9 protein-coding genes are annotated in these 12,492 nt (G+C 65.8%); 2 read left to right on the top strand and 7 right to left on the bottom strand.

Annotated features, from left to right (window positions below):
* The first annotated feature begins 38 nt into the window (after window positions 1-38).
* On the top strand, window positions 39-758 hold the full coding sequence (gene hpf, locus OG804_RS17180; protein ID WP_442941555.1) for a ribosome hibernation-promoting factor, HPF/YfiA family: 720 nt from the start codon (window positions 39-41) through the stop codon (window positions 756-758).
* Window positions 759-799: 41 nt separating this feature from the next.
* Here the strand turns inward: hpf and bluB are convergent, their stop codons facing one another.
* The 6 genes from bluB to OG804_RS17150 all read right to left on the bottom strand — a co-directional run bounded on the left by bluB (window position 800) and on the right by OG804_RS17150 (window position 8,543).
* Entirely contained in the window at window positions 800-1,435 is a 636-nt protein-coding gene (gene bluB / locus OG804_RS17175; protein ID WP_328387723.1) for a 5,6-dimethylbenzimidazole synthase, read from the bottom strand.
* Between the two features lie 874 nt (window positions 1,436-2,309).
* On the bottom strand, window positions 2,310-3,566 hold the full coding sequence (locus OG804_RS17170; RefSeq protein WP_328387721.1) for a fatty acid desaturase family protein: 1,257 nt from the start codon (window positions 3,564-3,566) through the stop codon (window positions 2,310-2,312).
* A 200-nt stretch (window positions 3,567-3,766) separates the two neighbouring features.
* Window positions 3,767-5,140 (bottom strand): fatty acid desaturase family protein, encoded by a 1,374-nt coding sequence (locus OG804_RS17165; protein ID WP_328387719.1) that lies wholly within the window; start codon window positions 5,138-5,140, stop codon window positions 3,767-3,769.
* 162 nt (window positions 5,141-5,302) lie between these two features.
* The gene (locus tag OG804_RS17160; protein WP_328387717.1) at window positions 5,303-6,457 is read right to left on the bottom strand and encodes a ferredoxin reductase; all 1,155 of its coding nucleotides are present in this window, start codon (window positions 6,455-6,457) and stop codon (window positions 5,303-5,305) included.
* Between the two features lie 162 nt (window positions 6,458-6,619).
* Window positions 6,620-7,123, bottom strand: a complete 504-nt coding sequence (locus OG804_RS17155; RefSeq protein ID WP_328398472.1) for a DUF6912 family protein — start codon at window positions 7,121-7,123, stop codon at window positions 6,620-6,622.
* A 10-nt stretch (window positions 7,124-7,133) separates the two neighbouring features.
* Entirely contained in the window at window positions 7,134-8,543 is a 1,410-nt protein-coding gene (locus OG804_RS17150; RefSeq protein WP_328387715.1) for a WS/DGAT/MGAT family O-acyltransferase, read from the bottom strand.
* 311 nt (window positions 8,544-8,854) lie between these two features.
* On the opposite strand from OG804_RS17150, the gene secA reads away from it, so the two are divergent.
* Window positions 8,855-11,704, top strand: coding sequence for a preprotein translocase subunit SecA (gene secA, locus OG804_RS17145; protein WP_328387713.1), 2,850 nt, complete (start codon window positions 8,855-8,857; stop codon window positions 11,702-11,704).
* A gap of 86 nt (window positions 11,705-11,790) precedes the next feature.
* Here secA and OG804_RS17140 read toward each other — a convergent pair whose 3' ends face one another.
* Window positions 11,791-12,180 (bottom strand): DUF732 domain-containing protein, encoded by a 390-nt coding sequence (locus tag OG804_RS17140; protein ID WP_328387711.1) that lies wholly within the window; start codon window positions 12,178-12,180, stop codon window positions 11,791-11,793.
* Between the last annotated feature and the right edge of the window lie 312 nt (window positions 12,181-12,492).

The following is a 12,492-nucleotide window of genomic DNA, read 5'->3' as shown; positions in this document are numbered from 1 at the left end:
ATACGTCGGAAGTGTGCGGCCAGATCCGGGAGGTACGCGTGACGACTTCTTCACGACCTTCAGTACAGGACACCGCCGAGACGCAGCTGGACGATCAGCTCGACCGACCACGGGACACCCGCGCGGAAATCGTGGTCAAGGGCCGCAATGTCGAGGTCCCCGATCATTTCCGAATCTATGTGTCGGAGAAGCTGTCCCGGCTGGAGCGTTTCGATCCATCGATCTTCCTCTTCGACGTGGAACTCTTCCACGAACGCAATCGTCGTCAACGCAAGAGCTGCCAGCGGGTCGAGATCACCGCGCGTGGCAAGGGCCCGATCGTGCGCGCCGAGGCCTGCGCGGACAGTTTCTACGCCGCCTTCGAGGCCGTGACGGCGAAACTGGAGAGCCGTCTGCGCCGCACCAAGGATCGGCGCCGCGTGCACTACGGCGATAAGACCCCGCTGTCGGTGCACGACGCCACTGCCGAGCTGGCCGAGGACGCGCTGCCCGGCGAACTCTTCGATATCCCGCACGACCACGCGCAGCGCAGTATGAAGCGTTCCGACTTCGAGGCCGACTATCCCGAATACGAGGGGCCCGGCCATATCGTGCGCACCAAGGTGCACTCGGCGATCCCGATGACGGTCGACGACGCGCTTTATCAAATGGAGTTGGTCGGCCACGATTTCTTCTTGTTCCAGGACAAGGAAACCGATCGGCCGTCGGTGGTCTACCGCCGGCACGCCTTCGATTACGGTCTGATCAGGCTCGCCTAGCCGACACTCGCGCCGACCGGTCCACAGGGGGCCGGTCGGTTTTATCGTGCGCGACCGTTGTCCCCGTAGCGCTCCCGATGGACGGCATCGCGCAGCGGCCGCCGGTCGCGCCAGCCGAAGCGTTCCAAATCGGGGACACGCTGGAATTCGCTGACCGGACCGACGCACAGCCAGGCGACCGGCCGGACGCCACCGGGCAGGCCGATCAGATCGGCGAGGACCGGTTCGTCGTAGAACGACACCCACCCCACCCCGATCCCCTCGGCGGTCGCGGCGAGCCAGAGATTCTGGACAGCGAGAATGGTGGAATACAGCCCGGTTTCGGGCACGGTGGCCCGGCCGAGAACTTGGGGGCCGCCACGGGAATCGTCATGGACGACCACAATCCCGGTACCGCTCTCCTCGATCCCCTCGACTTTGATCGGTTCGAAGGTCCGCGCGCGCTCCGGGGGCAGAGAGCGCGCGAACTCGTGCCTTTTCGCCGCTACATGAGTCGCGAACGTCCGCAACGTCGTCCGGTCGCGCACCACCACGAAATCCCAGGGCTGAGAATTGCCGACACTGGGCGCGCAATGCGCGGCCCCGAGGATTCGCCACAGGGCCGCGTCGTCGATCCGATCACCGGTGAACTCGGCCCGGACGTCCCGGCGGGTCCTGATGGCCTCGTACACACTCATCTCCGCAGCACACACGGTGACGAACTTATTTGCCCCGCCTGCGACGGGTCGGGTCGGGGCTGTGTTTATTGCGCCGCCTTCGGCGGCGCGGGTCGGGGCCCTCGTTAACCCCGGTTCTTCACTCCGCCGCTCAGTCGCTGCGCTCCTTCGCTCTGTCGCTCCAGAACCGGGGCGGGCCCCGACCTCGGAGGTGGGCCATCCGGACGGGGCGAGAGGTGAGGGCTGACGTGTGTCTTGGCCGGTGTGGGTAGGTTCACGACCCTGCCAGTGGTCGATGGTTGCCGATCTATGGTCGGCGGTGCGCACGCGATCGGTTGCTGCGCTCCTTCGCTCCGTCGGTCCAGAACCGGGGCGGGCCCCGACCTCGGAGGTGGGCCATCCGGACGGGGCGAGAGGTGAGGGCTGACGTGTGTCTTGGCCGGTGTGGGTAGGTTCACGACCCTGCCAGTGGTCGATGGTTGCCGATCTATGGTCGGCGGTGCGCACGCGATCGGTTGCTGCGCTCCTTCGCTCCGTCGGTCCAGAACCGGGGCGGGCCCCGACCTCGGAGGTGGACCATCCGGACGGGGCGAGAGGTGAGGGCTGACGTGTGTCTTGGCCGGTGTGGGTAGGTTCACGACCCTGCCAGTGGTCGATGGTTGCCGATCTATGGTCGGCGGTGCGCACGCGCTCAGTCGCTGCAGAACCGGGGCGGGCCCCGACTGTGGGGGTTTGCGTCGCCTACGGCGTCGCGGGTCGAGGCCCTCGTGACCGAGGTTCTTACTGCTGCGCTCAGTGGCTGCAGGACCGGGTGGGCCCGGCCATGGATGGCGACCGTCCGGGTGGACGCGATGTCTGTGTGCGCCGACCCCGTGCGTGGCCGGCGCTTCGAGGCTCAGCTCGCCATGGCTGCCGCGCGACGGCGGATCCGGCGCCGTCCTTCGGTGATCGCGGTGCGCAGTCCGCGACGTTTACCCGTGACCGGGTCGATCGTGGACACCGCCTGCCCGTTGAACTTCCGTTCCGAGGCGGTTTCCGGGGCATCGTCGGCGGTGTGCCGGAGGTATTTGTTGGGCAGCGCGAGTTTCGCGATGGTGCGCCAGGCTTTGAAGTACTGCACCGGCAGCGAGCCCGTGGTGTAGGGCAGGTCGTATTTATCGCAGAGTTCGCGCACCCGGACCGCGACTTCCGCGTACCGGTTGCTGGGCAGGTCCGGGAACAGGTGGTGTTCGATCTGATGGCTGAGGTTGCCGGTCATGAAGTGCATGAGCTTGCTGCCGGAGATATTGGCACTGCCCAGCATCTGCCGGAGGTACCACTGGGCCTGGGTCTCGTCGTCGATGTCGGCCTTGGTGAACTTCTCCGCGCCGTCGGGAAAGTGGCCGCAGAAGATGACGGCGTTGGTCCAGACATTGCGGACCACATTGGCCGCGAGATTCGCGGTGAGTGTGTGGAAGAACGAGGGGCCGGTCAGCAACGGGAAGACGACGTAGTCCTTGAGCGCCTGCTTTTTGACCTTGGCCAATACCTCGTCGGCCTTACGATCGAATTCGGCCCGTTCCGGGGTTCCCGGTGCGAACTTTCCGGCCGCGAGTTTGCCGAGTTCGAGATGCTGGATCGCGACGCCGTATTCGAAGAGCGACTGCAGCACCAGGTTGTAGACGGGGTTGCCGATATTGAACGGCTTCCAGCGCTGATCGCGCGTGACCCGCAGCAGGCCGTAGCCGATATCGTCGTCCATTCCCAGCACGTTGGTGTACTTGTGGTGCAGGTAGTTGTGGGTGTGCTTCCAGTGTTTGGACGGACCCGCGTTGTCCCATTCCCAGTGGGTGGAGTGGATCTCCGGATCGTTCATCCAGTCCCACTGGCCGTGCATCACATTGTGCCCGATCTCCATGTTCTCGATGATCTTGGCGGTGCCCAGCAGCGCCACGCCGGCCAACCAGGCCGGGGGCAGGAAGCTGGCGAACAGGACGGTGCGGCCACTGATTTCGAGTGCGCGCTGCAATCGGATGACATTGCGGATATACCGGGCGTCCCGTTCGCCCCGCGTCGATTCGATGTCCCGGCGAATCGCGTCGAACTCTGCTCCGAGCGCTTCCACATCCGCCTCGGTGAGGTGGGCGTATTCCTGAACATCCGAGATAGCCATGGCGGCTACCCTACCGTAAGTTACGACACCGTAGGTTTGGAGATTTACGTAGAAAATGTGGTGTGCGCCCTATTGCGCGTCCCAAAGCCGGATGATATGTCAAGCGGAAATGCCGCTGTTATGCGTCACCGTGGGATCTCGGTTCATGATCGCACACCGGCTGGCGATCGTTACGTGAGCCGATGAATGCGATGAACGGATTATGCGGGGTTGGACGCGGCCGACTTGCGCAGTGCGTGTCGTGCGCGCCGGAGCAGGTCTTTCTCCTGCCGGGCCTTGGCCCGCAGGGTCCGCTCCGCACCGCGCAGCACTTCCTTTTCGTGCTCGGCCTTGGCGCGCAGCACGATCTTGGCTTCGTGCATGGCCGAACGCAGCCCGCGCCGCTTTCCGGTCGCCGGATCGATACTCCACGGCCGATTCTCCGGCCCGCCGTGCAGCGTGATCCCCGCGAATTTACGTTCGGAGGAAGTTTCGGGCGCATCGTCGGCGGTCCGGCGCAGAAATCGGTCCGGTAGGGCGAGCTTGTGGATGGTGCGGAAGGCGAGCAGATACTGCTTGCCCAGCGATCCGGTGGTGTACGGCAGATCGTATTTCTCGCAGAGTTCGCGCACGCCGACCGCTACCTCGGGATAGCGGTTGCTCGGCAGATCGGGGAAGAGGTGATGCTCGATCTGATAACTCAGATTGCCGCTCATGAACCCCATGACCGGGCCTGCCGAGAAGTTCGCGCTGCCCAGCATCTGGCGCAGATACCATTCACCGGGCGTCTCGCCTTCGAGCTGTTCCTCGGTGAACTTCTCCGCGCCGTCCGGGAAATGTCCGCAGAAGATCACCGCGTAGGCCCACAGATTGCGGATCAGATTCGCGGTGGCGTTCGCCTTCAGGGTCGACATGAAGGCGGGTCCGGTGACGGCCGGATAGATCAGGAAATCCTTGGTCACCTGCCGGGCGATCTTGCGGCCGAACAGTCTGTTCGGTTCGGAGAGGACCTGGAAACGCGGGGTGTCGGAGAGCTGTTTCTCGATGGTCCAATCGTGCAGGGCGATGCCCCATTCGAACAACGCGGCCAGGACGATATTGGCGACCGGTTGCACCAGGTGTATCGGCCGCCACGCTTCGTCGCGGGTCATCCGCAGAATGCCGAAGCCGAGGTCCTCGTCCTTGCCGAGCACATTGGTGTAGGTGTGGTGGGAGTAATTGTGCGCTCGGCGCCATTGGGCGGATGGGCCGGTCATATCCCATTCCCAGTTGGTGGAGTGGATCTCCGGATCGTTCATCCAGTCCCACTGACCGTGGCTGATGTTGTGCCCGAGCTCCATGTTCTCGATGATCTTGGCGACGGACAGCATCGCGGTCCCGCTCAGCCAGGCCCAGCGGTTGCGGCTGCCGAACAGCACGGCGCGCGCGGCCAGTTCCAGACCGCGCTGGGCGGTGATGGTGCGCCGGATGTATTTGGCGTCCCGTTCGCCCAGGGATTGCTCGACCGATCGGCGGATGGTGTCGAGCTCCTGCCCCAGTGTCTCGACATCCTCGGCCGTGAGGTGGGCAAAGGCTCTGATGTCGGTGATAGCCACCGGCGTCCCTTCTGTAGGCGCAGTATGCGAAGACGAGAGTGGGATAGGTCGGAAACGCCGAAGAGGTTTCCCGGGTCCGGGATTCTTCCCGCACCCGGGAAGCGACCTACGGTTCAGTCCGAGCGTACCCGTAGGGCACCGTTGCCGGGCGAACCGTATTCGTCACACCTCGAGCGTGCAGTCACCCGCCGCGGCGGAGATGCACGTCTGCACCTTTTCTCCTTCGAACCGTTCGGTGCCGTTGCGCAGATCGCGGGCATGTCCCGCACTCAAGGTCACCACACAGGTCTGGCAGATACCCATCCGACAGCCGAACGGCAGCTGAACACCGGCGGATTCACCGGCCTCCAGCAGGGTCGTGGCGCCGTCCACGGTGACCGACCGGCCGCTCTTGCCGAAGGTGACGGTGCCGCCCTCGGTGGTCGCCGACCGCTCCACCTCGAATCGTTCGACGTGCAGCGCCGACCCCAGACCGGCCTCATGCCAGTGTTTCTCGATCTCGTCGAGCATCCCCAGCGGCCCGCACGCCCAGGTCTGCCGTTCCCGCCAGTCCGGGTAGAGCTCGTCCAGGGCAGTGGTGGCGAACTTGCCGTTCGCTCCGGTGAGGTGGATATGCGAGACGAACCCGGGGCGGCGGCTGTGTAGATCGTCGAGTTCGGCCGCGAACATCACGTCCTCGGCGGTACGGGCCGAGTGGATGTGCACCACATCGGTCACCGCGTCGCGGCGGTCCATCGCGCGCAGCATCGACATCACCGGTGTGATCCCGGAGCCGGCGGTGAGGAACAGCACCTTCGGCGGCGGGGGCGACGGCAGTACGAACGCGCCCTGCGGGGCTGCCAGCCGCACGACGGTGCCGGGCGACACGCCGTTGACCAGGTGGCTCGACAGGAACCCTTCGGGCATGGCCTTCACCGCGATGGCGATGACCTTCTTGCCGTAGCGCGGGTCGTTCCAGTCGGGCGGGCTGGTCAGTGAGTAAGACCGCCAATGCCAGCGGCCGCCGACGAGGATCCCGATACCGATGTACTGCCCGGGTTCGTACCGGAAGTCGAATCCCCAGCCGGGTTTGATGACCAGCGTCGCCGAATCGGCGGTCTCCTTGCGGACGTCGACCACCCGGCCGCGCAGCTCCCGTGCCGACCACAGCGGGTTGGCCAGGTGCAAATAGTCGTCGGGCAGCAGTGGTGTGGTCGCCCGTGCCACCGCCCCTCGCAGCAGATTCAGTTTGCCGCCGCGTTCGGCGATGCCGGCCGCCGGCGCCTCCAGCCAATCCTTGACACCGCGCACCGTCTTCGCGTTCGGTTTCCTGCCCATTTGCGCTGTTCTTCTCCTGTGGTTCCGCGCCCGGGGCGCGCCGTGGCACCAGGTTACGGCATCGTAGGTTCCGCTGGGGGCCCAGGTGAGCGGGGACCGCGGCCCCGGTTGCGGCTCACAGTCCGCGCGCGCCCCGGCCGTCCCCGGTCACAGGGTCCGGGCTCAGAGCAGGTCGACGAGGAAGGGCAGTTCCTGCGTGGCGTACCAGGCGAGCTGATGGTCCTCGGCGTCGCCGAGGACGAACTCGGCGTCCTCATCGCCCAGATCTGCGGCGTCGATGATGTCCACCGCCTTGGCCACCGCCGGTTCGGCCTCGGCCAGATCCAGGTGTACCGACGCGATCCGTTTGTACTGGATCGGTCCGTCCAGTTTCACCACCGCGTCGTCGAGGTCCGGCCGCAGGGTGGCGCCCGTGGCGTCCACCGCGATCACCGCGCGCCGGTACATCGGAGTACCGGGACCGTGCACCTCCTCGGCCAGCAGCCGCAGCGCCGCCCGCGCCGCCTCGGCCATGGCGACCTCCGCCAGCTCCTCGTCGTCACCCGACGCGTAGGCCTCACGCAATGCCGGTGTGAGCGCGAACGCCGTCCCCCCGACCGCGTGCAGCTCCCGTTTCTCCACGAGTTCGCGCAGCATCGGCACCGTGGCCGGGACGTACACACGCATGGTTTTGCGGTCAGAGGCAGGCACCGAGTATCTCCTCCATCGATTCGGGCACCGACGCGGCCAGCACACCGATATCGGCCATCGCCTCGCGGTCGGCGTTGAGTCCGTAGCAGACCCGTCCGTCGTAGGACGTGATCCCGATACTCGTCGCCTGGTTGCGCAGCAGTGGCGAAACCGGGTACATCTCCAGCATCCGCGCCCCGCCGACGAACATCGCAGTCTGCGGGCCGGGCGCGTTGGTGATCACCAGATTGAACGTATGGTCTGCGAACGTACTCGCCGCCCGCACACTCATCGCGTGCAGGCTGGCCGGAGCGAAGCCGGCGAGATGCACGAGGGTCCGCGCGCGGACTCCGTGCCGGTCGCGGGCGTCCTCCGCGGTGGCATGCGCGATATGGGACAGCCGCATCACCGGGCTCGGTTCGCCCACCGGCAGGTCGATCAGGAACGGGGTGATCCCGCTGGGCAGGCTGCGGCCGGTCCCCGGGTCGCCGTCGTACCCCGACATAGGCACCACCGCGCGCAGCACGCTCGATTCGGTGAGTCCCTTGTTCCGCGAGAGCAGCCAGTTGCGCAGCGCGCCGGTCACCACCGCCAGCACGACATCGTTGATCGTGCAGCCGACCTGCTGGTGCACCCGCTTGTAGTCGGCGAGATCGGTCACCGCCACCGTGAACCTGCGCTGCCGGGACGTTCGCGCGTTCAGTGGGCTGTCCGGGGTGCTGCTCGCCGCCGACCGCACCGCCGAGACCACACCGTCCAGGGTCCGGCCGGCCGTGCCGATCAGTCCGGCGGTGCCCGCGCCGACCTCGCGCAGCACCTCCACCGCGGATCCGGGCTGAGCCACCAGATGGCCCAGCGCCCCCAGCAGCAGATCGGTATCGCTGGGTTCGCGTCCCGGAAGCCAGGAGTCGTCGGCGATCTCCCGCGGGGACTCGGCTCCGTCCACGACGACATGCCCGATCTCCAGAGCGGCGTGCCCGTCGATCAGCGCGGCATGGGACTTCGTGTACAGGGCGCACCGCCCCCCGGCCAGCCCCTCGATCAGGTACATCTCCCACAGCGGGCGGCTCGGGTCCAGCGTCCGGGATCCCAGCCGCGCGACCAGTTCGTAGAGCTGCTCGTCGCTGCCCGGTGACGGCAGCGCGGAACGGCGCAGGTGGTAGGTGATATCGAAGCGACTGTCCTCGACCCAGACCGGCCGGCCCAGCGAGAGCGGAATCTCGCGCACCTTGCGCCGGTATCGCGGTATGAGCGGCAGGCGTGATTCCACCAGATCGACCAGCCCCTGGTAGTCCAGGATCCGACCGCCGTCTTCGGCGGTGTTGTCCAGTACGGCCAGCGACCCGATGTGCACCGGGTGCGTGGTCGATTCCAGGCGGAAGAAGTCGGCGTCCTGCGGTGTCAGCTTCGCTATCACGCTGGTGTCTGCCCCTTCGGAGTCCGGGAATCCGGCCTCCATTGTGACCAGGTGGCACCTGTTCCCGCATCATTGTGTGTGATATTCCGATATGTAATTCAGGGACTTGCGCGTGGGCCCGCGGTGATATAGCCGAGGCGCCCCCGTTCCGGCCGCGGATTGTGACGAAGGCACACTGGCCGGGTACGCGGCGGCGCCTACCATGGGAGCCGCATTACCATGAAGCAAGCTGCGGCTACGCGGCCCGTCGCCGGGACCCGCGCGGCCGTGAACATCGGAGCCGAAACCGACCCAGAGGACTGACGAGACTCGTGCCTGCGCTGACACTGACGAGGTTGCTACGTTTTGGTGAGGGTCGCATGGTCAAGCGCCTCTCCCATCTCGCCGACGAGGTGCTCGCGCTCGAGGGCGACTACGAGGACCTCACCGATACCGAACTGCGCGCCAAGACCGACGAATTCCGCGAGCGCTACGCCGACGGCGAATCGCTCGACGACCTGCTGCTCGAGGCATTCGCGGTGGCCCGGGAGGGGTCGTGGCGGGTGCTCCAGCAGAAGCACTACAAAGTGCAGATCATGGGTGGCGCGGCGCTGCACCTGGGCAATATCGCGGAAATGAAGACCGGTGAGGGCAAAACCCTGACCTCGGTGCTCCCCGCGTATCTGAACGCGGTCAGCGGCGACGGTGTGCACATCGTCACCACCAACGACTACCTGGCCAAACGCGACTCCGAGTGGATGGGCCGGGTGCACCGCTTCCTCGGTCTCGAGGTGGGCGCGATCCTGTCCGGGATGACGCCCCCGCAGCGTCGCGACGCCTACAACGCCGACATCACCTACGGCACGAACAACGAATTCGGCTTCGACTATCTGCGCGACAATATGACCCATTCGCTCGACGATCTGGTCCAGCGCGGCCACAATTTCGCGGTGGTGGACGAGGTCGACTCCATTCTCATCGACGAGGCCCGTACCCCGTTGATCATCTCGGGCCCCGCCGACGCCTCCAGTAAGTGGTATGCCGAATTCGCCCGAATTGCGCCGCTTCTGAAAAAAGATCTCCACTACGAGGTCGATATCAAGAAACGCACCGTCGGCGTGCACGAGGCCGGTGTGGAATTGGTCGAGGACCAGCTCGGCATCGACAATCTCTACGAGGCCGCGAACTCGCCCCTGGTGAGCTACCTGAACAACGCCGTCAAGGCCAAGGAGCTCTACACCCGGGACAAGGACTACATCGTCCGCGACGGCGAGGTCATCATCGTCGACGAGTTCACCGGCCGCATCCTGGTCGGCCGACGCTACAACGAGGGCATGCACCAGGCGATCGAGGCCAAGGAAGAGGTCGAGATCCAGCCGGAGAACCAGACCCTGGCCACCATCACCCTGCAGAACTACTTCCGTCTCTACGACAAACTGTCCGGTATGACGGGTACCGCCGAAACCGAGGCGGCCGAACTGCACCAGATCTACAGCCTGGGCGTCATCCCGATCCCGACCAACAAGCCGCCGATCCGCATCGATCAGGCCGACCTCATCTACAAGACCGAAGAGGCGAAGTTCAGCGCCGTGGTCGACGACGTGGTGGAAAGGCATCAGGCGGGCCAGCCCGTGCTGATCGGCACCACCAGCGTGGATCGGTCGGAATACCTGTCCAAGCAGCTCACCAAACGCGGCGTTCCGCACAATGTGCTCAACGCGAAGTTCCACGAGAAGGAAGCCCAGATCATCGCCGAGGCGGGTCGCCCCGGCACCGTCACCGTCGCGACGAATATGGCGGGTCGCGGTACCGACGTCGTACTCGGCGGCAACCCCGACATCATCACCGACACCCTGCTGCGTCAGCAGGGTCTGGACCCGGTGACCACTCCCGAGGACTACCAGGCCAACTGGTTCCACGCGCTGGAGAAGGTGAAGAAGCAGGTCGCCGAGGACGCCGAGGCGGTGAAGGACGCCGGCGGTCTGTACGTGCTCGGCACCGAACGCCACGACTCCCGGCGTATCGACAATCAGCTGCGCGGTCGTTCCGGCCGCCAGGGCGACCCCGGTGAATCCCGTTTCTACCTCTCGCTCGGCGACGAGCTCATGCGCCGGTTCAACGGCGCGGCGCTGGAATCGATCATGACCCGGCTCAACCTGCCCGACGATGTGCCGATCGAGGCGAAGATGGTGTCGAAGGCCATCAAGAGTGCGCAGACCCAGGTCGAGCAGCAGAACTTCGAGATCCGCAAGAACGTGCTCAAGTACGACGAGGTGATGAACCAGCAGCGCACCGTCATCTACGACGAGCGCAACCAGATCCTGCGCGGTGAGGATATGGAGGGCCAGGTCCAGAGCATGATCACCGATGTGATCTCCGCGTACGTGGACGGGGCCACCGCCGAGGGATATGTGGAGGACTGGGATCTGGACAAGCTGTGGGGCGCGCTCAAGACGCTGTACCCGGTGAGCATCGACCACCGCGAGGTGTCCGGGGAGACCGAAGTCGGCGAGGCCGGTGAACTCACCCGCGACGATCTGCTGGACACCCTGCTCGACGATGCCCACGTCGCCTACGAGCAGCGCGAATCCGATATCGACGGTTTGGCGGGCGAGGGCAGTATGCGCACCCTGGAACGGCAGGTGCTGCTGTCGGTGCTGGACCGCAAATGGCGTGAGCACCTCTACGAGATGGACTATCTGAAGGAAGGTATCGGCCTGCGCGCCATGGCCCAGCGCGATCCGCTGGTGGAGTATCAGCGCGAGGGCTTCGATATGTTCGCCAACATGCTGGAGGGGTTGAAGGAGGACGCCGTCGGCATCCTGTTCAACGTCCAGGTCGAGGTCCAGCAGCCGCAACCCGCGGGCACCCAGGTCGACCCCGGTCTGCGGTCCCCGATCGGCTCGCAGCCGCTGCCGCCGAGCAGCCAGTACCCGACCGAGAAACTCCCGATCCAGAACGGCGCCCCGCCGGCGTTGCGCGCTCGGGGTATCGATGAATCGGGCCCGCGTGGCCTGAGCTATTCGGGTCCGGACGAGGGCGGGCGCACCGCGGTGCACAGCGACGAAGAGGAGTACGGGTCCGACGGCCAGCAGCAGGGCACCCGCCGGGAACGTCGGGAAGCGGCCCGGTCGCAGACCAAACAGCAGGGCCGCGGGCCCAAGTCGCGGCGCAAGCACTGATCGGGCACCGGCGGCGCCGCTCCCTTACGGGAAGCGGCGCCGTCGCTGTTGCTGGGGGTTCATAGAATTCGGTGGGGACCCGCTAATCAGGTCATGACAGTGTGCCGCGGGCAGTAGGCCCGGACCGCGGCCTCGAGGAACAGATAGGGATACTCCACGAACGGCCGTGCCTCCTCGGCGAGGTAGGTACGGTGCGCCGCTGTGTTACCGGAGCTGTCGAGATAGTCGCACTGGGCGTGCGCTAGGGCGATCGCCGCGTCCTGGAGCTGGCGGGTTTCGTCGTCGAACGCACTGGCCCGGAGGAATTCTCGGTCGGCGAAGGGTAGCTGCGCGACCGAATCGTCCTTGCCCGCCGGGCTGTGCACACCCGCCGCGCCCGGCCGGGAGGCGCCGGGATGGGGGTATGCCGAGGCACTGCAGAAGCTGCCGAACACGAGCGCGGATGCGACCGCGCCGATGGCCAGAATTTTGAGCATCGTTCCTTCTGTGTTCGATAAGTGCGGGACGGAGTGGATTACAGGCGGGTCCGCAATATCCCGGGCCCGGACTGTCGCGCCGAAGTCTCGTCGGCGTCTCGGCCGAATAACTTCGGTGCGCGCCGCATATTAACCCGGCGCGGAGCTGGTGGTTTGCTGATTCACTCTGCGTCGCTGAACATCCCATCAATTTGCCTGAAAAAGGGCCTCGAATTCCTGGTAACCGGGTGTGATCCGGAGCGGCCGCGACGCCGCGGAACCGGGCGATGTCCCGCCGCGGGTTTGGACTCGTCCTGAGGCAAAGGCTTCGCT

It is taken from the genome of Nocardia sp. NBC_00416 (assembly GCF_036032445.1).
Classification (GTDB): domain Bacteria; phylum Actinomycetota; class Actinomycetes; order Mycobacteriales; family Mycobacteriaceae; genus Nocardia.
The sequence above is the reverse complement of the archived record's forward strand: the minus strand, read 5'-3'. Positions and strand labels throughout refer to the sequence as shown.